The organism is uncultured Microbacterium sp. (assembly GCF_963524805.1).
GTDB lineage: Bacteria > Actinomycetota > Actinomycetes > Actinomycetales > Microbacteriaceae > Microbacterium.
The window spans coordinates 303,364-328,093 of record NZ_CAURGG010000001.1 but is presented as its reverse complement, the minus strand read 5'-3'; the positions used below and the strand labels follow the sequence as shown (position 1 = coordinate 328,093).

Annotated in this window: 22 protein-coding genes; 5 read left to right on the top strand and 17 right to left on the bottom strand. The window is 70.2% G+C overall.

What is annotated here, in order from left to right:
* Positions 1–9 precede the first annotated feature (9 nt).
* Entirely contained in the window at positions 10–672 is a 663-nt protein-coding gene (locus RWQ91_RS01610; RefSeq protein ID WP_314502168.1) for a hypothetical protein, read from the top strand.
* On the opposite strand, the gene leuA is transcribed toward RWQ91_RS01610, so the two are convergent.
* The 12 genes from leuA to lepA all read right to left on the bottom strand — a co-directional run bounded on the left by leuA (position 654) and on the right by lepA (position 13,621).
* Positions 654–2,414, bottom strand: a complete 1,761-nt coding sequence (gene leuA, locus RWQ91_RS01605) for a 2-isopropylmalate synthase (protein WP_314502166.1) — start codon at positions 2,412–2,414, stop codon at positions 654–656. The genes RWQ91_RS01610 and leuA overlap by 19 nt on opposite strands.
* Positions 2,415–2,597: 183 nt before the next feature.
* Entirely contained in the window at positions 2,598–3,515 is a 918-nt protein-coding gene (era, locus tag RWQ91_RS01600; protein ID WP_314502164.1) for a GTPase Era, read from the bottom strand.
* The gene (locus RWQ91_RS01595; RefSeq protein ID WP_314502163.1) at positions 3,515–4,855 is read right to left on the bottom strand and encodes a hemolysin family protein; all 1,341 of its coding nucleotides are present in this window, start codon (positions 4,853–4,855) and stop codon (positions 3,515–3,517) included. Before RWQ91_RS01595 ends, era begins: the two co-directional genes overlap by 1 nt.
* Positions 4,852–5,322, bottom strand: coding sequence for an rRNA maturation RNase YbeY (gene ybeY / locus RWQ91_RS01590; protein ID WP_314502161.1), 471 nt, complete (start codon positions 5,320–5,322; stop codon positions 4,852–4,854). Before ybeY ends, RWQ91_RS01595 begins: the two co-directional genes overlap by 4 nt.
* A complete protein-coding gene (locus RWQ91_RS01585; RefSeq protein ID WP_314502898.1) occupies positions 5,319–6,350 on the bottom strand; it encodes a PhoH family protein in 1,032 nt (343 codons plus the stop codon). Before RWQ91_RS01585 ends, ybeY begins: the two co-directional genes overlap by 4 nt.
* Before the next feature lie 49 nt (positions 6,351–6,399).
* Complete coding sequence (locus RWQ91_RS01580; protein WP_314502159.1) at positions 6,400–6,747, bottom strand: HIT domain-containing protein; 348 nt, start codon at positions 6,745–6,747, stop codon at positions 6,400–6,402.
* Positions 6,748–6,802: 55 nt separating this feature from the next.
* Positions 6,803–7,534, bottom strand: a complete 732-nt coding sequence (locus RWQ91_RS01575) for a 16S rRNA (uracil(1498)-N(3))-methyltransferase (RefSeq protein WP_314502157.1) — start codon at positions 7,532–7,534, stop codon at positions 6,803–6,805.
* 4 nt (positions 7,535–7,538) lie between these two features.
* Positions 7,539–8,654, bottom strand: a complete 1,116-nt coding sequence (gene dnaJ, locus RWQ91_RS01570) for a molecular chaperone DnaJ (protein WP_314502155.1) — start codon at positions 8,652–8,654, stop codon at positions 7,539–7,541.
* A 53-nt stretch (positions 8,655–8,707) separates the two neighbouring features.
* The gene (hrcA, locus tag RWQ91_RS01565) at positions 8,708–9,748 is read right to left on the bottom strand and encodes a heat-inducible transcriptional repressor HrcA (protein WP_314502896.1); all 1,041 of its coding nucleotides are present in this window, start codon (positions 9,746–9,748) and stop codon (positions 8,708–8,710) included.
* A gap of 108 nt (positions 9,749–9,856) precedes the next feature.
* Positions 9,857–11,068 (bottom strand): radical SAM family heme chaperone HemW, encoded by a 1,212-nt coding sequence (gene hemW, locus RWQ91_RS01560; RefSeq protein WP_314502153.1) that lies wholly within the window; start codon positions 11,066–11,068, stop codon positions 9,857–9,859.
* The gene (locus tag RWQ91_RS01555; RefSeq protein ID WP_314502151.1) at positions 11,068–11,718 is read right to left on the bottom strand and encodes a DUF1990 family protein; all 651 of its coding nucleotides are present in this window, start codon (positions 11,716–11,718) and stop codon (positions 11,068–11,070) included. The genes hemW and RWQ91_RS01555 overlap by 1 nt, the downstream gene beginning before the upstream one ends.
* 49 nt (positions 11,719–11,767) lie before the next feature.
* Complete coding sequence (gene lepA / locus RWQ91_RS01550; RefSeq protein ID WP_314502148.1) at positions 11,768–13,621, bottom strand: translation elongation factor 4; 1,854 nt, start codon at positions 13,619–13,621, stop codon at positions 11,768–11,770.
* Between the two features lie 69 nt (positions 13,622–13,690).
* On the opposite strand from lepA, the gene RWQ91_RS01545 reads away from it, so the two are divergent.
* Together RWQ91_RS01545 and rpsT are read left to right on the top strand one after the other, a co-directional pair.
* A complete protein-coding gene (locus RWQ91_RS01545) occupies positions 13,691–14,410 on the top strand; it encodes an alpha/beta hydrolase (protein ID WP_314502147.1) in 720 nt (239 codons plus the stop codon).
* Between the two features lie 119 nt (positions 14,411–14,529).
* A complete protein-coding gene (gene rpsT, locus RWQ91_RS01540; RefSeq protein ID WP_314502145.1) occupies positions 14,530–14,790 on the top strand; it encodes a 30S ribosomal protein S20 in 261 nt (86 codons plus the stop codon).
* A 56-nt stretch (positions 14,791–14,846) separates the two neighbouring features.
* On the opposite strand, the gene holA is transcribed toward rpsT, so the two are convergent.
* The 5 genes from holA to pabB all read right to left on the bottom strand — a co-directional run bounded on the left by holA (position 14,847) and on the right by pabB (position 22,925).
* Positions 14,847–15,884, bottom strand: a complete 1,038-nt coding sequence (gene holA, locus RWQ91_RS01535; RefSeq protein ID WP_314502143.1) for a DNA polymerase III subunit delta — start codon at positions 15,882–15,884, stop codon at positions 14,847–14,849.
* A gap of 9 nt (positions 15,885–15,893) precedes the next feature.
* Complete coding sequence (locus tag RWQ91_RS01530) at positions 15,894–18,239, bottom strand: ComEC/Rec2 family competence protein (protein WP_314502141.1); 2,346 nt, start codon at positions 18,237–18,239, stop codon at positions 15,894–15,896.
* Positions 18,240–18,255: 16 nt separating this feature from the next.
* A complete protein-coding gene (locus RWQ91_RS01525) occupies positions 18,256–18,861 on the bottom strand; it encodes a ComEA family DNA-binding protein (RefSeq protein WP_399545651.1) in 606 nt (201 codons plus the stop codon).
* Between the two features lie 91 nt (positions 18,862–18,952).
* Positions 18,953–21,541, bottom strand: coding sequence for a leucine--tRNA ligase (gene leuS / locus RWQ91_RS01520; protein WP_314502137.1), 2,589 nt, complete (start codon positions 21,539–21,541; stop codon positions 18,953–18,955).
* A 70-nt stretch (positions 21,542–21,611) separates the two neighbouring features.
* Entirely contained in the window at positions 21,612–22,925 is a 1,314-nt protein-coding gene (gene pabB, locus RWQ91_RS01515) for an aminodeoxychorismate synthase component I (RefSeq protein WP_314502135.1), read from the bottom strand.
* 43 nt (positions 22,926–22,968) lie between these two features.
* On the opposite strand from pabB, the gene RWQ91_RS01510 reads away from it, so the two are divergent.
* Both RWQ91_RS01510 and RWQ91_RS01505 read left to right on the top strand, forming a co-directional pair.
* Positions 22,969–23,667 carry a DedA family protein gene (locus tag RWQ91_RS01510; RefSeq protein ID WP_314502133.1) on the top strand — a complete coding sequence of 233 codons (699 nt, stop codon included), beginning with the start codon at positions 22,969–22,971 and terminating at the stop codon, positions 23,665–23,667.
* Positions 23,668–23,671: 4 nt separating this feature from the next.
* Positions 23,672–24,712 (top strand): phosphatase domain-containing protein, encoded by a 1,041-nt coding sequence (locus RWQ91_RS01505; protein ID WP_314502131.1) that lies wholly within the window; start codon positions 23,672–23,674, stop codon positions 24,710–24,712.
* Positions 24,713–24,730: the final 18 nt, after the last annotated feature.

The window sequence follows — 24,730 nt, the reverse complement described above, 5'->3', positions numbered from 1 at the left end:
TCTCGAAGGATGACCGCGGAACGTCGCGTGCGCCTGCGCCGGGAAGCGTGGGGCTTCGCCATCGGATCCCTCTTCTTCGCCGTCGGAGCGGTTCCGTTCTACGCCGACGCCGTCGGCGAGGTCGCAGCGAACGCGACCTTCTTCGTCGGCGCCGTCTTCTTCACCCTCGCCGCCCTGATCCAGCTGCTGCTCAGCGGGCGACGGCCGCCGCGAGAAGGTTCGTCCCGCTCCGATCGCGCCGACTGGTGGGCCGCGGCGGTGCAGTTCGCCGGGACGCTGTTCTTCAATCTGAGCACGAGTGCGGCGCTGATCACCGCCGTGAACGAGGACGCACGTGTCGGCTCCGGCTGGCGGCCGGATGCCTGGGGCTCAGTGTGCTTTCTCGTGGCGAGTGCGTTCGCCGTGGTCGCCACCACCGATCGCGACGGCCTGTGGGACCCGCATGCGCGCACCTGGCGCTGCACATGGCTGAACATGGCGGGATCGGTGTTCTTCGGGCTCTCCGCGATCGGCGCCTTCGTGATTCCCGAGACGTCGGAGTTCGTCAGTCAGTTCTGGGCGAACGCCGGAACGTTCCTCGGCGCACTGTGCTTCCTCGTGGCGGCCCTGCTGAGCCGGCGCGACATCCCTGCGGATGCCGCGCCGACTGCTGCTCACACGGTGGCCAGCTGAGCCGAGGTCTCGCGCGTGCGGATGGCGCGGTTCACGCAGGACACGATGGCCTTCAGCGATGCGGTGGAGATGTCGCCGTCGATGCCGACGCCCCAGAGGCGCTCGCCCTCGACCTGCAGTTCGACATACGCCGCCGCCTGCGCGTCGCCGCCGGCGCTGAGGGTGTGCTCGACATAGTCGTAGAGGGCCACCTCGAACCCGCGCTCGCGCATGATCGACAGGAACGCGGCGATCGGCCCGTTGCCGTGCCCCGTGGCATCGACGCGGTCGTCGCCGTCGCGCAGGGACACCTCGAGAGCGACGTCGCCCGCCAGATCGCTCTGCGTGCGCGTCGCGAACAGCTCGAACCTGCCCCAGCGCTCCTCCGCGACGCGCGAGGGCAGGTACTCGTCGGTGAAGATGCGCCAGATCTGGTCGCTGGTGACCTCTCCTCCCTCGGAGTCCGTCTTGGCCTGGACCACGCCCGAGAATTCGATCTGGAGGCGTCGCGGCAGGTCCAGCGCGTGATCGCTCTTGAGCAGGTAGGCGACTCCGCCCTTCCCCGACTGCGAGTTGACGCGGATGACCGCTTCGTACGAGCGGCCCAGGTCCTTCGGATCGATCGGCAGGTACGGAACCGCCCACTCGAGCTCGTCGACCGAGACGCCCTCGGCCGCAGCTCGGGCTTCCATCGCCTCGAAGCCCTTCTTGATCGCATCCTGGTGCGAGCCGCTGAACGCGGTGAAGACCAGGTCGCCCGCCCACGGGCTGCGCTCGTGCACGGGGAGCTGGTTGCAGTACTCCGCCGTGCGCTTGACGTGGTCGACGTCGCTGAAGTCGATCTGCGGGTCGATGCCCTGCGTCAGCAGGTTGATGCCGAGCGCGACCAGGTCGACGTTGCCCGTCCGCTCGCCGTTGCCGAATAGACAGCCCTCGATGCGGTCGGCTCCGGCCATGTAGCCGAGCTCGGCGGCGGCGATCGCCGTACCGCGGTCATTGTGGGGGTGCAGTGACAGGATCACGTTCTCGCGGTGAGCGAGACGACGGCTCATCCACTCGATCGAGTCGGCGTAGACGTTGGGGGTCGCCATCTCCACCGTGGCCGGCAGGTTGACGATCACCTTGCGGTCGGCGCGCGGCTCGAAGACCTCGATGACCTGATTGCAGATCTCCAGCGCGAATTCGAGTTCGGTCCCGGTGTAGCTCTCCGGCGAGTATTCGTAGAAGACCTTCGTCTCGGGGATGCGCTTCTCGTATTCGCGGCAGAGCCGGGCGCCGTCCAGCGCGATGTCGATGATGCCCTGACGATCGGTGCGGAAGACCACATCGCGCTGGAGCACGCTCGTGGAGTTGTACAGGTGCACGATCGCCTGCTTGGCGCCGGCGATCGACTCGTACGTGCGCTCGATGAGATGCTCGCGCGCCTGCGTGAGCACCTGGATCGTGACGTCATCGGGAATCACGTCGTCCTCGATGAGGTGACGCACGAAATCGAAGTCCGTCTGACTGGCCGATGGGAATCCGACCTCGATCTCCTTGTAGCCCATGCTGACCAGCAGGTCGAACATGATCCGCTTGCGCTCCGGGCTCATCGGGTCGATCAGGGCCTGATTGCCGTCGCGCAGGTCGACGGCGCACCACCGCGGCGCCGCGGTGATGCGGGCATCGGGCCAGGTGCGGTCGGGCAGCTGCACCGAGAGCTGCTCGTGGTAGGGCCGGTACTTGTGGATCGGCATGCCCGAAGGCTTCTGTGATTCGTTCATGGTCGCTTGCTCTCTCGTCAGATGAAGCGGGCCGACAACGAGCTCCGCGACGAGGAGGGCCCTAGAACGAGGACTCGTCGCGGCGACTAAGAAGGAGTCGACCGAAGCGCATGCATCGATGGTAGCAGGGATGCCGGATGGCCTGCCGCCGGGACGCGTCGGTCGGCCCGGGCCTGCACCATCTCAGAATCCCAGGCGACCCAGCTGCTTGGGATCGCGCTGCCACTCCTTGGCCACGCGCACGTGCAGCGACAGGTAGACGCGCGAGCCGATGAGGGGTTCGATCTGAGCGCGGGCACGTCGGCCGACGTCGGCAAGACGCGAGCCCTTGTGACCGATGATGATCGACTTCTGGCTGTCCCGCTCGACGACCACGTCGGCGAAGATGTCCGTGAGGTCGGAGTCTTCGCGCGCGGCGATGTCCTGCACGACGACGGCGATGGAGTGCGGCAGCTCGTCGCGGACGCCCTCGAGCGCCGCCTCGCGGATGATCTCGGCGATCCGGTCCTCGACCGATTCGTCCGTCACGACACCCTCGGGATAGAGAGCGGGTCCCTCCGGCATCAGGGAGAGCACCTCGCCGGTGAGCACGTCCAGCTGGGCGTTCGTCAGGGCTGAGAGCGGGATCACCGCCGCCCAGTCCTCGCGCAGGGCGTCGACCTCCAAAAGCCGCTCGGTCACCTGCTCGCGAGAAGCGGCATCCGTCTTGGTCACGATCGCGACCTTCTTCGCCCGGCGGTACCCGTCGAGCGATTCGGCGATGCGCCGGTCGCCCGGGCCGATCTTCTCCGTGGCGGGCACGCAGAATCCGATCACGTCCACGTCGCCGAGCACCTGCTCGACGAGGTGGTTGAGTCGCTCACCGAGCAGGGTGCGCGGGCGGTGGATGCCCGGCGTGTCCACGATCACCAGCTGGCCGTCGGCGCGGTTCAGGATGCCGCGGATCGCGCGTCGGGTCGTCTGGGGCTTGTCGCTGGTGATGGCGACCTTCTCGCCCACCAGTGCGTTGGTCAGCGTCGACTTGCCGACGTTGGGGCGGCCGACGAACGTGACGAATCCGGAACGGAACGGCTCCGCGGGCCGGGCGGGGGTTGCGGGCATCAGTCGCCTCTCTTGGAGCCGCTCCGAGCGACCCCGATCTCTCCGGTGCGCGGAGCACGGCCGGACGATTCCTCCGAGGAGACGGCCTCAGGGCTGCGCTCGACGAACACGGTGTCCAGGCCCCGCCCGCGCCCGCGGGATGCTCCGCCGGTCATGAGGAGTCCTTCGAAATCCGCCGTCGCCCCGGGTTGCGGCACGCGTCCGAGCGCCTTGCCGAGCAGCCCGCCGACCGAGTCGACGTCCTCATCCTCGAGCTCGATGCCGAACAGGTCGCCGACCTCGTCCAGCCCCAGCCGGGCACTGACCCGGAACCTGCCCGGCTCGAGTTCGACCACCTCGTCTGCGCGAGGGTCGTACTCGTCGGCGATCTCGCCCACGAGCTCCTCGATCAGGTCCTCGAGCGTCACGAGTCCCGAGACGCCGCCGTACTCGTCCACGACGAGGCACACGTGCACGGCATCCCGCTTCATCTGCTGCAGGAGCGTCTCGGCCTTCATCGATTCCGGCACGAACACCGCCGGCCGAGCGATCCGGCCGATCGGGGCATCGCGCCACCCGGATTCGTCGCGGAAGCCGAACTGGACCAGGTCCTTCAGGTACAGCACCCCCACGACGTCGTCGGCCTCGTCGTCGACGATCGGGATGCGCGAAACGCCCTTCTCGAGGAAGATGCCCATCGCCTCGCGTGTCGAGGAACCGGCGTCGACGGTCACCATGTCGGTGCGCGGGACCATGACCGCGCGCACGAACGTGTCGGTGAAGTCGAAGACCGAGTGGATCAGTTCCCGGTCGTCCTGCTCGATGAGCTCGTTCTCGGCGGCCTCGTCGATGATGCTGAGCAGCTGCTCCTCGGAGGCGAAGGACGAGCCGCGCGCCGCACCGGGCGTCACCCGGTTGCCCAGGGCCACCAGGCCGTGGGCGAGCGGCCCGAGGAAGATGCGCACACCGCGGATGACCGGCGCCGCTCCCCGCAGCAGGCCCTTGGCGTGCGCGCGACCGACGCTGCGAGGGCTGGCCCCCACCACGACGAAGGAGATGCCGGTCATCAGCACCGCGGCGGCGAGCATCGCCCACCAGATGCTGTCGAACAGGATCGTGAAGGCGACGGTGACCAGCACCGCGGCGGCTGTCTCGGCGAGGATGCGGATGAACACGACGGCGTTCGCGTGCGCCTCGGGATCGATCGAGATCCGCCGCAGCGCTGCGGCATTGCGCCCGCTCGCGCCGAGTTCGGCGAGGTCGGCGCGGGAGGTCACCGACATCGCCGCATCGATCGCCGCCATCAGGCCGCCGAAGGCGATCAGCAGGACCGCGGCGACCAGCAGCAGCGCAGCGGTCATGCGCGGGGTCGTCGTCGTTCGGCGACGTGGAACCCGAGGATCAGGTCGTTCTGCAGCCCGAACATCTCGCGCTTGTCCTCCGGCTCGGCGTGATCGAAGCCGAGGAGGTGCAGCAGCCCGTGCGTGGTGAGGAGGATGAGCTCGTCCACGGTCGAATGCTTGGCGGCCGCAGCCTGGGTCTCGGCCACCTGCGGGCACAGCACGATGTCGCCGAGCAGCCCGGCGGGCGTCGGCATGTCCTCGGTGCCCGGTCGCAGCTCGTCCATCGGGAAGCTGAGGACGTCGGTCGGACCCGGCTCGTCCATCCACTGCACGTGGAGGGCCTCCATCGCACCCTCGTCCACGAGGAGGATGGCGACATCGGCGTCCGCGCTGACATGCAGCTCGGCGAGGTTGTACTCCATGAGGCGCAGCAGCACGGTCTCGTCGACGGCGAACCCGGACTCGTTGCTGATCTCGATCGTCATGAGCGACCCCGCTTCGGAAGGTGATCGCGAGGTCCCGACGACCGCGGCGCACCAGAGCGCCGCTCGGCGCGGTTCGCGAACTCGGCCGCCTCGTCGCGTTCACGCCGGCTCGCCAGGCGGTGCTCGTCGTATTCGGTGTAGGCATCCACGATGCGCCCGACGAGCGAATGACGCACGACGTCATCGCTGGTCAGGTAGGCGAAGTGAATGTCCTCGATGCTGCTGAGCACGCGCGTCACCAGCCGCAGCCCCGAGGCGCCGACCGGCAGGTCCACCTGGGTGATGTCGCCGGTGACGACCATGCGCGTTCCGAAGCCGAGGCGCGTGAGGAACATCTTCATCTGCTCGGGCGTGGTGTTCTGCGCTTCGTCGAGCACGACGAACGAGTCGTTGAGCGTCCGGCCTCGCATGTAGGCCAACGGCGCGACCTCGATGGTCCCGCTGGCCATGAGCTTGGGCACGAGCTCGGGATCCATCATCTCGTTCAGCGCGTCGTACAGCGGGCGCAGGTACGGGTCGATCTTGTCGTTGAGGGTTCCGGGGAGGAATCCGAGCCGCTCGCCGGCCTCGACCGCCGGGCGGGTCAGGATGATGCGACTGACCTCCTTGCGCTGCAGCGCCTGCACCGCCTTGGCCATCGCCAGGTAGGTCTTGCCGGTACCGGCCGGCCCGATGCCGAAGACGATGGTGTTCTCTTCGATCGCATCGACGTAGGCCTTCTGGCCGAGGGTCTTCGGCCGGATGACTCGGCCGCGCGTGGACAGGATCGCTTCGCCCAGCACTTCGGACGGACGCGGTCCCCCTTCCGAGCGCAGGATGCGGTTCGAGGACGAGACGTCCGAAGGACCGAGGGAATGGCCCGCCTTCGTCATCGCCAGGAGCTCGTCGACCAGAACCCGTGCCGCGGCGACGGCGGCGGCATCCCCCGTCAGCGTGATCTCGTTGCCCCGGACGTGGACATCCACCGCAGGGTGCTCGCGTTCCACGACCCGCAGCAGCCGATCCTGCGGCCCCAGGAGCTGCACCATCGCGACGCCGTCGGCGTAGACGGTTTCGACCGTCCTCTCTTCGGGCGCGTCAGCCACCGAGGCTCGATTCGTCGAGGTCGCCCGCGAGGACGTGGGCGTGGACATGGAAGACGGTTTGGCCTGCGCCGCGTCCGGTGTTGAAGACGAGCCGGAAGTCGCCGTCCGACCGCTCGGCAGCTACCGCGTTCGCCAGTCCCACCAGTTCGGCCAGCAGAGCCGGATCCTCGGCGGCGAGCTCGACGACGTTGCGGTACTTCTCGGTCTTGGGGATCACGAGCAGGTGCACCGGCGCCTTCGGCGCGATGTCGCGGATGGCGAACGCATTGTCGGTCTCGGCGATGATCTCGGAGGGGATCTCGCCCTTCAGGATCCGGGTGAACACGGACGGCTCGCTCATGGGTTCCAGTCTATCGGCGGGCTCTGACCAGCGGAGGAGTGCTCAGGATCGGTCCTCACCAGCGCCCCAGGGACGCACTGACCACGGCCAGGGCGGCCGGCCCCGCGGTGGACGTCCGCAGCACGGTCTCTCCCAGCCGGGCGAGGACCGCCCCGCCCTGCTCGAGCGCGGCCAGCTCCTCAGGGGCGATGCCGCCCTCGGGGCCGACCACCAGGACGACGTCGCGACCGGGACCGAGCGCGATCTCCGTCAGCCGGCGCCGGGCCGAGGGCTCGAGGACGACGACGAGGGATGCCGCGGCTCGATCGGTCAGCGCGGTCGTCGTCTCGAGCGGCGCCACCTCGGGGATCCAGGCTCGATGCGCCTGCTTGGCGGCCTCCCGGACGATGGCGCCCCAGCGCGCCCGGCCCTTCACCGCCTTGGCCGCGTCCCACCGCGACACGCTGCGCGCGGCCTGCCAGGGCACGATCTCATCCGCCCCGAGCTCGGTCGCTGCCTGGACGGCGAGTTCGTCGCGGTCGCCCTTCGCCAGGGCCTGCACGAGCACGATGCGCGGGTCAGGCGCCGCAACGAACGATCGCTCCGCGATGCGGACGAGCACCTCCCGCGGCGAAACGGCTTCGCACTCCCCCGCGAGCCACGAGCCGCGCCCGTCGCCGAGTGTCACCCGCTCGCCGACGCGCACGCGTCGCACGGTCGCGGCGTGGTGAGCCTCGCCGCCCGTGAGGATGACGGCATCCCCCGGGCCCGCATCGGTCGGCTCGTCGAGGATGAAGTGCAGGCTCACGCGCTCAGCCGTTGCGGAAGCGGTCGCGCAGCTTGGCGAACAGTCCCTGATGGAACTCCGCCAGATGCGGCGCGGGCGCCTTCGTGCGGCGGGCGAACTCCTCGATCAGGGCCCGCTCCTTCGCATCGAGTCGGGTGGGGGTCACGACGTGCACGCCGACCCGCAGGTCGCCCCGCTGGGTGCCGCGCAGCGGGGTGATCCCGCGTCCCTTGATCGTGAGCACGTCTCCGCCCTGGACACCGGGCCGCAGTTCCAGCTCCACCGGGCCGTCGAGGGAGTCGATCGTCGTGGTCGCTCCCAGGATGGCGTCGGGCATCGAGACCTCGAGGGTCGCGAGCAGGTCGTCGCCGTCGCGGCTGAACTCCTCGTGCGGCGAGACCGTCACTTCCAGATACAGATCTCCGTTCGGCCCTCCGGCGGGGCCGACCTCGCCGGACCCGGGCAGCTGCAGGCGCAGTCCGGTCTCGACGCCCGCCGGGATGTCGATCGACACGGTGCGTCGCGCGCGCACCCGCCCCTGCCCCTGACAGGTGGCACAGGGGTACGGGATCGTCGTGCCGTAACCCTGGCAGATGTTGCAGGGCTGACTGGTCACGACGTTGCCCAGCAGACTCCGCACGGTGCGCTGGACGTGGCCGGAGCCGTGGCAGATGTCGCAGGTGACCGGCTTCGTGCCGGGCTGGCAGCACGAGCCCTGACAGGTGTCGCAGAGCACCGCGGTGTCCACGTCGAGGTCGCGGTGCACACCGAACACGACGTCCTTCAAATCGAGCGTCACGCGCACCAGAGCGTCCTGTCCGCGCTCCCGACGGGAGCGGGGACGGCCGCCCCGCTGGCCTCCGGCGGACCCGAAGAACGTCTCGAAGATGTCGCCGAAGCCGGTGAATCCGCCCTGAGCGCCTCCGAACGGCGAGTCGCTTCCGCCCATGTCGTAGCGGGCGCGCTGGTCGGCGTCGCTGAGGACGTCGTAGGCATGCGTCACGAGCTTGAACCGCTCCGACGCGTCCGCGCCCGGATTCACGTCCGGGTGCAGCTCGCGCGCAAGACGCCGGTAGGCCTTCTTGATCTCGTCAGGGGTCGCGTCGCGCGCGACGCCGAGCACCTCGTAATGGTCAGCCACAATCGCCTTCCCGTCCGCGCAGCGCGCGGGATCGTCTGGTCACGGATGCCGCGTCAGCGGGCACTCTCGTCTTCGTCGAGCATCCGAGTGAGGTATCGCGCGACGGCACGGACCGCCGCGAAGTTGGTCGGGTAGTCCATCCGGGTGGGCCCGAGCACGCCCACGCGCGCGCGGCCGCCGGTCGCGTCGTACTCGCTCGCCACGACGGATGCCTCGCCCAGTCCGAACGGCTCGTTCTCGCGACCGATGCTCGCGGCGAGGCCATGATCGTCGGCGACCATCTCGCTCATGAGCTTCATCAGGGTCACCTGCTCCTCGATGGCCTCGAGCAGCGGGTAGATGCTGCCGCGGAAATCGGACTCGCTGCGCGCGAGATTCGCCGCCCCCGCCATCACGAGGCGATCGTGTCGGAAGTCCTCGAGCTCCTCGGCGACGACCCTCACGATGGCCGTGGTCGCGGCATCCCGCGGCGACGGGACGGCGTGGTCGTGAGCCAGGCGCTCCTCGACGTTCTGCGCGCCGTCGCGGACGGGCTTGCCCACCAGCAGAGCGGCGACCTCGGCGCGCACGCGCGCCAGGTCGTCGTCGTCGAATTCGTCCCGCACCAGGGCGAGCCGCTGCGAGACGCGTCCGGTGTCGGTGACCAGGATCACCAGCATCCGTCCGCCACCCAGCTGCACGAGCTCGACGTGGGAGACGGTGGCGCGCGCGAAGGACGGGTACTGCACGATCGCGACCTGCCCGGTCAACTGGGTCAGCGCGCGCACCGTGCGCACGAGCACGTCATCGAGGTCGCCGGGTCCTTCCAGGAACGTCGAGATCGCAGTGCGCTGTGCCGGCGAGAGCGGCCGCACTTCGGCCAGGTGGTCGACGAACACCCGATAGCCCTTGTCGGTGGGCACACGTCCCGAAGACGTGTGCGGCGCGGCGATGAGGTCCTCGTCCTCCAGCAGCGCCATGTCGTTGCGGATCGTCGCCGCCGAGACCCCGAAGGCGTGCCGCTCGACGATCGCCTTGCTGCCGACAGGCTCGCGCGTGTCGACGAAATCCTGCACGATCGCCCGCAGGACCTGGAGCCCTCGATCGGTGACCATCTCGCCTCCCTCCGCGATACCCGCGATCTCCGCCAGCCGCTCGACTGGCACTCACCCGTTCTGAGTGCCAATTCTACCGGATGGGGCCGCGTCGCAGCCGTAGGTGCGTTACCGGGTCAGCGTGCGCACGACCGCGTCGGCGAGCAGCCGGCCACGAAGCGTGAGCACCACTCGGCCGCCCAGTGCCGCACGACCTTCGATGAGTCCATCGGCGATTAACTGAGCGACGGCGGGGCGGCGCTCGGCGGGCAGGTCGGCAATCGCCAGGCCCTCCCGGATGCGGCTGCGCAGCAGCACGCCCTCCAGCTCCGTGGCCTCGGCATCCGGTCGCTCGCGTCCGGCTGCCGGGGACTCGCCCGACGCGAGGCGCTGCGCGTAGGCGGCGGGATGCTTCACGTTCCAGAAGCGGACGCCGGCGATGTGGCTGTGCGCACCCGGCCCGAAGCCCCACCAGTCCGCGCCCTGCCAGTACGCCAGGTTGTGCCGTGAGCGCTGGGAGGTCTCACGGGCCCAGTTGGAGACCTCGTACCATTCGTACCCGGCGCCGGCGAGCAGCTCGTCGGCGAGCTCGTACATATCGGCCTGCAGGTCATCGTCGGGCGTCGGCACTTCCCCCCGCCTGATCTGCCGGGCCAGCTTCGTCCCGTCCTCGATGATGAGGGCGTAGGCCGAGACGTGGTCGGGGCTGAGCGCGAGCGCCGAGGAGACGGATCTCCGCCAGTCGTCGATCGACTCGCCCGGCGCGCCGTAGATCAGGTCGAGGCTCACATCCAGTCCCGACCGGCGGGCGGCCTCGACGGCCGTGGCGACGTTCGCCGGCTCGTGGGTGCGATCCAGTGCCGCGAGCACGTGCGGGACGGCGGACTGCATGCCGATCGACAGGCGCGTGACGCCCGCGGCAGCGAGCTCCGCGGCGACCGCATCGGTCACCGTGTCGGGATTGGCCTCGACGGTGACCTCCGCGCCGTCCGCGAGCCCGAACGCCTCCCGGACGCCGTCGAGCATGCGCGCCAGGTCGCCCGGTGGCAGCAGGGTCGGCGTCCCCCCTCCGAAGAAGACGGTGGCTGCCGGACGCAGCGGCCCCGCCGCGCCCAGGACACAGCGTGCGAGCTGCACCTCGCGAAGGAGCGTGTCGGCGTACTGGTCCTGCCGTGCGCCGCGCAGCTCCCCCGCGGTGTAGGTGTTGAAGTCGCAGTATCCGCACCGCACCCGGCAGAAGGGCACGTGCAGGTAGACGCTGAACGGGGCTTCCGGGTCCACGGCGACCGGCAGCACGCCGTCGAGCGGGGCCGGCTCACCGAGCGGCAGCGCCGCACCCATCAGGCCGGGGTCGCGTACAGCGGGGAGATCGCCCGGAGATAACGCGTGAACAGCTCGCGGCGGCGCCGCCGGACCATGGCCGGGAACGCCCGGTACAGCAGGGCGGTCGGGGCGTCGAACGCGCGGACCGTGAACCAGACTTCGTCGTTGTCGTACCACTGCACCATGAAGGACTCTTCGCCGCTGACGACCGAGCCGCCGACCGTGCCGAGCGCGAACCCGACCCGGCGGGGCTCCTCGATCGCGAAGATCACGCGCAGCTCTGCGTCCGCACTCATGCCCCGGACGCGTCCGTCGACACGGATCGTGGTGCCCGCGCCCACGTAGGGCGTGCCGTCGCTGTCGAAGCGCTGGTCGGCCTCGAGCTTGCTGGGAGCGAGGGGGTTGCCCTCCGCGTCGAAGCTCACCCCGGAGTACATCGGCCCGGCTGCGGGACGCACGTCGCTGAGCTGCAGCCCCGCACCGCGCTGGGCCGCCCACGACAGCAGGGCATCGCCGGCGGTCTCGAACCGCGCCTGGCCGCTGCCGATGCGCCACGTCTCCTCGGCCGGCAGACTGCGCTCGGGCGGGAAATGCATCAGGTCCGCTGCCTGCGTCGCTCCGACGGCGGCGTAATCGACGGTCTCGTCCCTGAACGTCCCGCGCCGCATGGATTCCAGCCTACTTCGGGTTCGTGACCGAGCCGTCGACGGCTCGGGGCTACTTCTTCTCTTTGCCTTCGGTCTCGCCGGAGAGTGCGGCGATGAACGCCTCCTGAGGGACTTCGACGCGCCCGACCATCTTCATGCGCTTCTTGCCCTCCTTCTGCTTCTCCAGCAGCTTCCGCTTGCGGGTGATGTCGCCGCCGTAGCACTTGGCCAGGACGTCCTTGCGCATCGCCCGGATCGATTCGCGCGCGATGATGCGCGCGCCGATCGCGGCCTGGATCGGCACTTCGAACTGCTGGCGCGGGATGAGCTTCTTGAGGCGCTCGGTCATGAGCACCCCGTAGGCGTACGCCTTGTCGCGGTGCACGATCGCGCTGAACGCGTCGACGGGCTCCCCCTGCAGGAGGATGTCGACCTTGACGAGGTCGGCCTCCTGATCTCCGCTGGGCTCGTAGTCCAGCGAGGCGTAGCCGGCTGTCTTGGACTTCAGGTTGTCGAAGAAGTCGAACACGATCTCGCCGAGCGGCATCGTGTAGCGGATCTCGACGCGGTCCTCGCCCAGGTACTCCATCCCCAGCAGCGTGCCGCGGCGGGACTGGCACAGCTCCATGATCGTGCCGACGTAGTCCTTCGGAGCGAGGATCGCGGCCTTGACCATGGGCTCGGTGACGCTGGCGATCTTGGTGCCCGACGGGAACTCGCTCGGGTTGGTGACCGTGTACGACTTGCCGTCGTCGGTGGTCACCTCGTACGTGACCGACGGCGCGGTCGAGATCAGGTCGAGCCCGAATTCGCGCTCCAGGCGCTCGGTGACGATCTCCAGGTGCAGGAGGCCCAGGAATCCGCACCGGAAGCCGAACCCGAGGGCGACAGAGGTCTCCGGCTCGTAGTTGAGGGACGCGTCGGAGAGCTTCAGCTTGTCGAGCGCTTCGCGAAGCACCGGGTAGTCGCTGCCGTCGATCGGGTACAGCCCCGAGAACACCATCGGCTTGGGGTCGGTATAGCCGGGCAGCGCCTGTGTGGAGGGCTTGGCGGCGCTGGTGACCGTGTCACCCACCTTGGACTGACGCACGTCCTTCACCCCGGTGATCAGGTAGCCGACCTCGCCGACGCCCAGCCCCTTGGTCGGGGTCGGCTCCGGCGAGGAGACGCCGATCTCCAGCAGCTCGTGCACGGCGCGCGTGGACATCATCTGGATGCGCTCGCGCGGGCTGAGCGTGCCGTCGATCATGCGCACGTAGGTGATGACGCCGCGGTATGAGTCGTACACCGAGTCGAAGATCATGGCGCGCGTCGGCGCCGTCGGGTCGCCCTGGGGTGGGGGGATCTGGCGGACGACCTGCTCGAGCAGCTCCTCGACGCCGATCCCGGTCTTGCCGCTCACGCGCAGGACGTCCTCCGGCTTGCCGCCGATCAGGCTGGCGAGCTCCTTCGCGTACTTCTCCGGGTCGGCGGCCGGCAGGTCGATCTTGTTGAGCACGGGGATGATGTGCAGATCGTTCTCGAGCGCCAGGTACAGATTCGCGAGGGTCTGCGCCTCGATGCCCTGCGCGGCATCCACGAGCAGGATCGCTCCCTCGCACGCGGCCAGTGAGCGGCTGACCTCGTAGGTGAAGTCGACGTGCCCCGGTGTGTCGATCATGTTCAGCGCATAGGTCGCGCCGTCGACCTCCCACGGCATGCGCACCGCCTGGCTCTTGATCGTGATTCCCCGCTCGCGCTCGATGTCCATGCGGTCGAGGTACTGCGCGCGCATGTCGCGATCCGAGACCACGCCGGTCATCTGCAGCATGCGGTCGGCGAGGGTCGACTTGCCGTGGTCGATGTGGGCGATGATGCAGAAATTGCGGATCAGCCCGGGCGGGGTCGCCGACGGCTGGAGGGGCTTCTGGGCGCGCGGAGACATATCCGACTGATTCTACCGGGCGGGACGGCCCGCCCGAGCGTCGGGCCGGACGCGCAATACCCTGGACCCATGGTCGTCCAGGTGGTGCTCGTGCACGGCATCCGGACATCCGCGACGATGTGGCGCGCCCAGGTGGAGTACCTGGTCGCTCGCGGCGTCGCCGCCGTCGCCGTCGACCTTCCCGGGCACGGCACGCGGATGGCCGAGGAGTTCACCCTGGAGGGCGCCCTCGCGACGATCGATGCGGCGGTCCGGGATGCCGCGACCCGGGGACCCGTCCTGCTCGTCGGTCATTCCATGGGCGGACTGCTGTGCATCGAGTACGCCGGCGCCGAGGACGCTCCCCCGGTCGCGGCCTTCATCGCCGCCTCCTGCACGGCGATTCCGCGCGGGGCGGGGCTCGCCGCGTATCGCGTGCTCGCCCGCGGGTTCGACTCGCTCCCCGACCGGGGCATGTGGCTCACCAACCGCATGCTCGACCGCATCCTTCCCGAGGAGACGCGGGCGGATTTCGGCGCCGGCGGCTATGCCCTGGATGCGCAGGACGTCGCGTTGGCCAGCCTCTCGGTGCTGGACCTGCTGGCGGCGCTGCACCGCATAGAGGTCCCCCTCTGGTTCGTCAACGGACAGTTCGATCAGCTGCGCATCAATGAGCGGCTGTTCCTGCGCGTGGCGCGTCACGCCGAGCTCATCGTCGTTCCCCGCACGACCCATCATGTGACGGTGATGCGTCCCGCGGTGTTCAACGCCGTCCTGAACCTGGCGATCACGACGATGCGCCCGACCTGATAGACTCGGTGATTGGCTTGCGTGTGGGTACCACTCCCGCACGACCGCCGTGCGGCATCCCTCTCCTGCCACCCGGCACTTCACATCGAACACTCCGAAACGAAAGACCGTCTACAAACGTGGCAAACATCAAGTCGCAGATCAAGCGCAACAAGACCAACGACAAGGCTCACGAGCGCAACAAGGCCGTCAAGAGCGAGCTGCGCACCGAGGTGCGTCGCACCCGCGAGGCCGTGGCTGCCGGCGACAAGACCGCCGCCGAGAAGTCCCTGGCCCGCGCCACCAAGAAGCTCGACAAGGCCGCCAGCAAGGGCGTCATCCACGCGAACCAGGCGGCGAACCGCAAGTCCGCGATCGCCAAGCAGGTCGCTGCTCTCTGAGCCCGCATCCACGCGAAAGCCCGTCCCTCCGGGGGCGGGCTTTTCGTCATCCCCCGCTATTGGCCGTAGGGGCTGCGGGTGGCGATGACCGTGATGAGCCGCTCGAGCGCGAACACGCTGTCGCGTGAGCCGCCCTTGACCTCGGCGTCTGCGCGCGCGGCCGCCTGGATCGCCATGCCGAGCGTGGCATCCGACCAGCCCGACAGATCACGCCGCGCACGGTCCACCTGCCAGTCCTTCAGGCCGAGCCGTCCCGCCAGAGCCGCAGCGGGTTCGCGATTGCCCGCGACGCGGGCCATGGTGCGCAGCTTCGACGCGATCGCCGCGACCAGCGGCACGGGGTCGGCGCCGGAGGCCAGGGCATGGCGCAGCGACACGAGCGCGTCGCCGTACCTGCCGGCGATGGCGGTGTCCGCCACCGCGAAGGCCGACGTCTCGACGCGGCCGCCGTAGTAGCGCTGCACGACTTCTTCCGACACGTCTCCGGGCACGTCGGAGATGAGCTGCTGGCACGCGGCGGCCAACTCGGTCAGGTCGTCGGCGAACGCCGAGACGAGTGTGCGCAGCGCGACCGGAGCGATGCGCTTGCGGGCCGCGATGAACTCTCCCGCTGCGAAATCGAACCGGTCGGAGTCGCGCTTGACCGCCGGGCAGGCGATCTCGATGCCGCCGCCTTCGCCGGCGCGCATCGCGTCGAGCAGCTTCTTGCCGCGGACTGTCGCACCGGTATGGCGCAGGATGACCGTTGCACCCTCCTGCGGCATGGCGAGGTACGACAGCGCCTCGGACAGGAACGCGTCCGAGCACTTCTCCACCCCCGTGACGCGGACCAGGCGCGGTTCGCCGAACAGCGACGGCGAGGTCACGCCGAGCAGGGTTCCCGCCGCGTAATCGTCTGCCCGTAGGTCCGTGACCTCGAGGCTCGGATCTTCGGCCCGGAGGTAATCGCGAACGCCGGCGATCGCCCGCTCGGCACACACCTCTTCGGGTCCGGACACGAGCACGATCGGCGCCGGCTGCGGAGCACGCCAAGAGATCTGCGGGATGGTCGTGCGGGCCCGGGTCGCGGGGGTGCGTCGCGCGCTGGTCGCCATGCGAAGAGCCTACCCAGCGGGCACGACGTCGCCTTCGCGCTCGCGCCACACCAAGACGGTCCCTGCCCGGCCCCACACGGCGATGACCCCCTCCCGGTCCGTGCGGGCGATACGGGCCTCTGCCGCTTCCAGCGCCGCCAGGGTCTCTGCGCGCGGATGTCCGTACGTGTTGTCCGCGCCGACACTCACGAGGGCCACGGCCGGGCTGAGCATCTCGTAGAGCCCGACGTCCTGATCGGCGCTGCCGTGATGGGCGACTTTGACGAGGTCGTACGGCGGCCGCAGATTCCCGGATGCCGCGATCGCGGCCTGCGGCGAGGCTGACAGGTCTCCGAGGAACAGCGACGTCGGCACTCCCCCACCGCGGATGTCCACGACGACGCTGAGGTCATTGCCCGGAGGATAGCCGCGGGCGCCCGCCGGCGGCCACACCACTCGCCAGGCCGAATCGCCCAGGGTTCCGCTCATGCCGGTGTGCGCCGGCACCGTCCGCGCGCCGGCGCCTTCGAGATCGGCCAGTGCGCCCGCGCCCGCGGGCGTTCCCACGGGACCGTGCAGGGCGGTCTCGACCCTGCCCAGCACCGCCGGCACGCCTCCGGCGTGATCCAGGTCGAAGTGCGTGAGCACGAGCAGATCGATCCGCTCGACCCCGGTGCGCGTCAGACAACGCTCGAGCAGCGCGGGGTCAGGCCCCGTGTCCACGAGCGCGATCGCCCCCGCAGAGCGCACGAGCACGGCATCCCCCTGGCCCACGTCGCACGCGAGCACGCTCCACTCCTGCGGAAGGGTGAACCGGCCCGCGACCGAGTGCAGCGCGGCGCCCCCCGCGACGACTCCTGCCACCGTCGCCAGCAGCAGCGTCGCGAGCAGCCGGGTTCGACCCGGCCCAGCGACGATGACCACGCCGGCGGCGAGACTCACCACCGCGAGCGTGCCCACGCCGATCCAGCCGTCGAGCCACGGCACCTGGTTGCCCGGCAGCGCGCTGAAGGTCTCCGCCGTCCCCGCGATCCACGCGGCCGGCACCCACGCGATCGCCGCGAGCCCGGACTGCAGCCAGGGCAGCGGAGCCGCCAGGCACGCGGCGAGTCCGACGATCGTCGCCAGTGGTGCGGCGGGTGCGGCGAGCAGGTTCGCCACGACGCCGTACAGCGGGACGGTCGGGGTGATGATGACCAGCAGGGGCCCGCACGCGAGTTGCGCGGCAAGCGGCACCGAGAGCGCGAGCGCCAGTCCGCGCGGCATCCATCGGGAAAGTCCCGTAGAGAGCGGACGGGCCCACAGCAGCAGCGAGCCGGTCGCCACCGCGGACAGCGCGAAGCCCAGCGAGCCGCAGAGCCATGGATCTGCCACGAGCAGGACGGTCACCGCGAGCGAGAGGATGCCGATGCCGGCAGCGCTGCGCCCGAGGAGCACGCCGAGCATCGCGATGAGGGCCATCGCCCCGGCCCTCACGACGCTCGGCTCGGGCGTCACCAGCAGGACGAAGCCGGTCAGCGCCCCCACGCCGCCGGCGATCCGTGCCCGCCGCGAGCCGCCGGCGGCAGCGACGGCGCCGAAGGCCAGGCCGACGACGATCGCGCAGTTGGCGCCCGACACGGCGGTCAGATGCGACAGCGAGGACTGCTTCATCGCGCTGTCCAGCGGAGCGGTCACGGCGGAGGTGTCGCCCACCGCCAGACCCGGGATCAGGCCGGCACCGGGGGTCGGAAGGCCTGAGGAGGCGATGACCAGTCCTCGTCGCAGGTCCGCGGCCACGGCGAGGAGGCCCTGCGGCGCGGCCTGCATGTCCAGCCCCCGCGATGCGGAGACGGCGAGCACCGCGCGATCCCCCGCCGGCGCCGGGCGGGCTGTTCCGCGCAGCTGCACCTCGGCGCCGACGTCGAGGTCGTCCGGGCGGTCCACCTTCGCCGGCTGGACCCGCACCGAGATGTCGAAGCCGACCGACTCGCCCACCGAACCGGTGCTCACACGGTGGGCGACGGCATCGAAGGCCCACTCGCCCGTCCCGCGCAGCTCGACTTTGCCGACCACGGTGGCCTCGACGGTCACCGACCTTCCCCCGCCCAGGGCGAGATGGGCCGCTTCGCTGCGGGCCGGCTGCGCGAGCGCGACATGGGATGCCGCGGCGGCGGAGGCCGCGCACGCGAGGAGCACGATGACCGCGGTGCGCCTCCCGGTCGAGCGCTCCCGCGGTCGGCGCGCCATGGCGAGCAGCACACCGATCGTGCTGATCCACAGCATCGCCGCCACCACCTGGGCGAACTGCGGCGCCAGCGTGGCGACGAGGCACACCGCCCACGCTGCGCCCGCCACGGGAAGGAGCCGGAACCTGCTCATCCGAGAGCGACTCACGTCGTGACCGTGAATCTCACACCGCCACCAGGTCGCGCAGGGACTCGAGCATCTTGTCGCCGATGCCGGGGACCGCCAGCAGATCTTCGACGCTGGTGAACCGCCCGTTGGCCTCCCGCCACTGGATGATCCGCTCCGCCATCGCCGGCCCGATCCGCGGGAGCGTGTCCAGCTCCGCGGCGTCGGCGGTGTTGAGGTTGACCCGGCCGTCACCCGCCGGGGCGCCGGAACTCGATTCGCCGGGCGCGCCGACGAGCGGCACCACGAGCTGCTCGCCGTCGCTGAGCGCCCGCGCCAGATTCACCGCTGCCTCATCGGCGCCGGCCGCGAATCCGCCCGCGGCCGCCACGGCGTCGATGACCCGCGCCCCGTCGTCCAGAACGTACAGTCCCGGGCTGTTGACGGCGCCGGAGACGTGGACGAAGACGGATGCCGGCGCCGCGGCATCCGTCGCTCCCCCGCGATCGATCGTCACAGCCTCGACCGGCGAGGAGGAGCTCCGCAGGACGCCGATCGCCACCGTGACCGCGAGGGCGATCACGACCACGACGATCGCCGCCCCGAGGCCGAGCCGCGCTCGGGGGCTCGCGACAGCGCTGCGATGCTCCTCGGGCGACGACACACCGCCGAACATACGTCACACCTGCGAGCCCGGCCGGCGGTCGGTCGGGATGGTGGACGAGCCGGATTGCCTCTCCGCCTGGGGAGGAGTCTCAGTGCGTGCTGAAGCTGACGACCTTCGGCGGCCGTACGACGGCGCGGGTGATCTCGCGTCCGCCGAGCGCCCGCTGGACGCGCGCGTCAGCGCGAGCGAGGGACTCGAGCCGGCTCGGATCGATGCGCGCCGAGACCTCGAGGGTCGCGCGCACCTTGCCGTCCACCTGGACGACGGTCGTGACGGTGTCCTCCACCAGAAGCGTGGGATCGGGCTGACGCCAGGCCACGAGTCCGACGAACGGCGGGTAGCCGAGCATCTCCCACATCTCTTCCGCGGTGTGCGGCGCGAACATGTCCAGGATCATCGCGGTGACCTCGGCCGCTTCGCGAACGGCCGGGTCCGACCGGCCGGCGCCGGTGTCGATCGCCTTGCGCGTGGCGTTGACCAGTTCCATCAGACGTGCGACGACCACGTTGAACTTCGTCTGCTCCACCAGGCCGGGCGCGTCGGCGAGCAGCCGGTGCGTGACGCGTCGCAGCGCCGGATCGCCCTCCGCCCAGACGACGTCGGGGCTGCTGTCGACATCCTGGGCCACGCGCCATGCGCGGGCCAGGAACTTCTGGGCGCCGGTCGTGGAGACGTCCTCCCAGTTGATGTCGTCCTCGACCGGACCGGCGAAGGCGATCGCGACGCGGACGGCGTCGGCGCCGGGATCGGCCATGCTCGCGGCGAACTCGACCAGGTTGCCCTTGCTCTTGGACATCTTCGAGCCGTCCAGCAGGACCATGCCCTGGTTGACCAGGGTGGAGAACGGCTCGGTGAAGTCGATCAGTCCGACGTCGAAGAGGACCTTGGTGATGAAGCGGGCGTACAGCAGGTGCAGGATCGCGTGCTCGACACCGCCGATGTACGAGTCCACCGGTGCCCACTTGGCCGCCTCGGCGGTGGAGAAGGCCTCGGTGGCATCGCCCGGAGCGAGGAAGCGCAGGAAGTACCACGAGCTGTCGACGAACGTGTCCATCGTGTCCGGATCGCGCAGCGCCGGTGCGCCGGTCTCGGGGTCGGTCGTGGACATCCACGCGGTGGCCCCGCCCAGCGGCGAGGTGCCCTTGGGCGTGAGGTCCAGCCCCTCCGCATCCGGCAGCACGAGCGGCAGCTGGTCTGCCGGAACGGGGACGATGCGCCCGTCCTCGGTGTGGATCATCGGGATGGGCGTTCCCCAGAAGCGCTGACGCGAGATGAGCCAGTCGCGCAGTCGATAGGACTTGGACGCCCGACCGGTGCCGGCAGCGGCCAGCTGGTCGGTGATGCGCGCGATCGCGTTGCGCTTGGACAGGCCGTCCAGCGTGCCGGAGTTGATCATCCGGCCCTCGCCGGTCAGGGCGATTCCCGTCACCGCCGGGTCCAGCTCGGACAGGGCGTCGCCGTCGGAGCCGGGATCGATCGGGTCGCCGTGCTCGTCGAGCTCGATGACGGGGATGGCGCCGGTGATCGGCGCGGTCGTGTCCACGACCACCTTGACGGGCAGGTCGAATGCCCGGGCGAAATCGAGATCGCGCTGATCGTGGGCGGGGACGGCCATGACCGCGCCGTGGCCGTAGTCGGCGAGCACGTAATCGGCCGCCCAGATGGGCAGGCGCTCGCCGTTGATCGGGTTGATGGCGTAGCGCTCCAGGAACACGCCGGTCTTCGGGCGGTCCGTGTTCTGCCGCTCGATCTCACTCGATCGACCGACGTTGGTGAGGTAGTCCTGGAAGCGCGCACGGACGTCCGCGGATGCCCCGGCGGCCAGTTCGGCCGCCAGGTCGGACTCGGGCGCCACGACGAAGAACGTCGCGCCGTGCAGCGTGTCGGGACGGGTCGAGAAGACCGTCACGGTTTCATGGTGACCCTCGATCGCGAAGTCGATGTCCGCACCGATCGACCGCCCGATCCAGTTGCGCTGCATGCGGATGACCTTCTGCGGCCAGAAGCCCTCGAGCTGATTGAGGTCATCCAGCAGGCGGTCGGCATAGTCGGTGATCTTGAAGTACCACTGCGTCAGCTTCTTCTTGACCACTTCGGCCCCGCAGCGTTCGCAGTGCCCGTCGACCACCTGCTCATTGGCCAGCACGGTCTGGTCGTTGGGGCACCAGTTGACCGGGCTCTCCTTGCGGTAGGCCAGCCCGCGTTCGTACAGCAGCTGGAACAGCCACTGGTTCCAGCGGTAGTACTCGGGGTCGCTCGTGTGCAGGATGCGCGACCAGTCGTAGGACGAGCCGTACTCGCGGAAGCTCTTCTTGTGCTGGGCGATGTTCGCGTACGTCCACTCGCGCGGGTCGGCTCCCCGCTGGATCGCCGCGTTCTCGGCGGGCAGCCCGAAGGAGTCCCACCCGATCGGATTGAGCACGTTGTACCCGCGGTGGCGCCAGAAGCGCGCGACGACATCGACGTACGCGTAGCTCTCGGCGTGCCCCATGTGCAGATCGCCGGAGGGGTACGGGAACATGCCCAGGACGTACTTGCGCGGGCGCTTGTCCTCCGCGCCGCCCGCGCGGAACGGGTCTGCCTCCGCCCAGCGCGCCTGCCATTTGCCCTGGATGGCGGCGGCGTCGTAGCCCCCGCCCTCGACGGGCACGGCGGAATCGGGCGAGGTCTGGGACACGGGGAGGAACCAATCGTGGAGCGGAAGCTGCGGCGCGGAGCGCGCCTTCCAGGCTACCGGACCCTGACGCTCACCATCCGAGCGGCAGGTCAGCCCCGAGGGCCGCCAGCGGCCCGCGGGCCTTGACCGCGACTTCGGCCACTTCGGCTGCGGCATCCGAACGCCAGGTGATCCCCCCGCCGGCCCCGACGTATGCGCCGGCCGGGTGGGTGACGATCGAGCGGATCACCATGGCCAGATCGAGGGCTCCGTCGGTGCCCACCCAGCCGAAGCAGCCCGCGAAGACGCCGCGCGGCCCCTGCTCGAGTCCGTGGAGGATCGACATCGCCGAGAGCTTCGGGGCGCCGGTCATGCTTCCGGCAGGGAAGGTCGCATCCAGGAGCCCGCCCACGTCGGTCCCCTCGTTCAGGGTGCCGGACACCGTGCTCACGAGCTGGTGCACGGCCGGGTAGGACTCCACCTGCAGCAGCGAATCCACCCCGACCGAGCCGGGCCGGCAGACGCGGGACAGGTCATTGCGCATGAGGTCGACGATCATGATGTTCTCGGCGCGCTCCTTCTCGCTGTCCCGCAGCTCGCGGATCAGTGCGGCATCCTCCACCGCATCGTCACCGCGCGGGCGCGTCCCCTTGATCGGGCTCGTGCGGACGACGCCGCGTTCGACCTCGAGGAAGCGCTCCGGGCTGGCGCTGGCGAGGGCGACCCCACCCGAGCGGACGAGCCCGCCGTGGTGCGCCGGCGTGGCGGCGCGCAGGCGCCCGAATGCGGCGACGGGGTCGACGGCGTGGCTGACGCTGAACCTCGTGGTCAGGCACAGCTGGTAGGCGTCGCCCTCGCGGATCGCGCTGCGGCAGCGCTCGATCAGCTCCGCGTACTCCTGCGGCGTGTGGCGCGATACAGCGCGGGACAGAGCGGGTGTCCCCGGGATCACGGATTCCAGGGAGGCATGCGCGGCGGAGACCGCCTCCGCGAACGCGCGCACGTCGCGCGCCGGAGCGATCGCCCACACCGATCGGCGCGCGTGGTCGAACGCCACGAAGGTGTCAACGCGCAGCCACATGTCCGCCGACCCGGCCACGTCGCCCTCGGCCACCGGCGCACCGGCCCGCGCGGCCGCCTCCTCGTACCCCAGCCACCCGACCCAGCCGCCGCGGAAGCGGCCCGCCTCCCACCCGTCGTCCTCGGGCGTCCCGGTGAGCGGGACGCGGCGGGGGCCGTCTGGCTCGGTCTCGACCACCCCGGTTCCGACCCAGCTCCAACCGCTCGTCGCGTCGGGCCCGGCATCCAGCCAGAACGAGTGCGGTGAGCCGGCCGCGATCGCCGCGAAGACGGATGCCGGCTCGCGCCACCCGTGCAGGCGCACGGCGATCGGCGACTCGGGCATCCTCCCAGGGTAGAGGGGCTGATGACCGCCATAAGCTCGGAGGGTGAACGAGTTCCTCACGTGGCTGCTCGACGCGGTGCAGAGCGTCGACCCCGTGCTGCGGACGATTCTGGCGGGCATCGCCGTCATGCTGGAGACGAGCGTGCTCATCGGCCTGTTCGTTCCCGGCGACACCGTGGTCATCATCGCGGGGACGGCGGTGGGCTCTCCGGTCGAGGGGGTGGTGCTCATCGTCGCCGTCGTGATCGGCGCGCTGATCGGCGAGAGCATCGGATTCTGGCTCGGAAGATACCTCGGCCCCCGCATCCGCCACTCCCGACTCGGCAGACGCGTCGGGGACGCGAACTGGGAGCGCTCGGAGCGGTACCTCCGCCGCCGAGGCGGGCCGGCGATCTTCGTCTCACGGTTCCTGCCCGTGCTGCACTCGCTCGTGCCGCTGACGGTCGGGATGAGCGGATACTCCTACCGGAGGTTCCTGGCGTGGACGGTGCCGGCGTGCATCATCTGGTCGAGCCTGTACGTGACCGTCGCTGCGCTGGCGGCGGGAAGCTACCGCGAGCTGGCCGACCGGCTGCACTACGCCGGCTACATCTTCGTGGGCGTCATCGTGGCGTTCCTGCTGCTGGTGTTCCTGGGCAAGAAGATCATCGAGCGCGCCGAGCGCAGGCACCTGCGCGAGGACGAGGAACTGCCGGGACTGACCCCCGGATCGATGCGCGCCGCCGAGGACGTGGAAGACTGAGAGGATGCCCCCCACCACCGAGCCGATTCCCGCGCGCCGGAAAATCCTGTGGGTCGCCCGCTTGGAGTACCGCTTCCACGCGTGGCGGGAGCGCCGCGCGCGAGCCCGCGGTCTCACGCCGACCGTCACGCCCTTTCCGGGCTACGGGGGCCCGGACTGGGTCAGGGTCCTGGGCCGGGTGCTGATCGTTCCGCCCGTGCCGTCCGCGGGCTCCGGCGAGTACGAGCGCGTGCGCGGCTGGCGCAGCTTCGCCTCGGTCCCCGTCGGGTTCGCCCAGGTGCGCGTGACGATCGGCGACGTGACCCATGAGGTCGTGGCCGATCGCGGCGGCGTGATCGACACCGACATCCCCGCGCAGCTCGAGCCCGGCTGGCAGACGCTCGCGATGTCGGTCGAGGGCGGAGAGCCCGTCGAGACACGGGTGTTCGTGGTCGGATCGGACGTGCGCTTCGGAGTCGTCTCGGACGTGGATGACACCGTCATGGTCACCGCGCTGCCGCGTCCCCTCCTGGCCGCGTGGAATTCGTTCGTGGTCAACGAGCATGCCCGTCAGCCCGTCCCCGGGATGGCCGTGCTCATGGAGCGGCTCGTCCGCGATGCCCCCGGCACCCCCGTGATCTACCTGTCCACCGGCGCGTGGAATGTCGCACCGACCCTCATCCGCTTCCTCCGCCGGCACCTCTTCCCGTCCGGATCGGTGCTGCTGACGGACTGGGGGCCGACCCACGACCGGTGGTTCCGCAGCGGCAAGGCTCACAAGCTGTCGAACCTGCGCCGGCTTGCGGCCGAATTCCCGAGCGTCAAGTGGCTGCTGATCGGCGACGACGGTCAGCACGACGACGAGATCTACACGACCTTCGCGCGGGAGTCCCCGGGCAACGTGGCGGCCGTGGCGATCCGGCGGCTCTCACCCGCTGAGGCGGTGCTGGCCGGTGGCCGCACTGCGGTCGACGGGCATGCCGCGGCGACCGTGCCGTGGGTGACCGAGTCCGACGGCGCGGGGCTCGCCGAACGGCTCGACGAGATCGGCATCCTCGACCGGTGAGCGTGTCGTCGGTGCCGC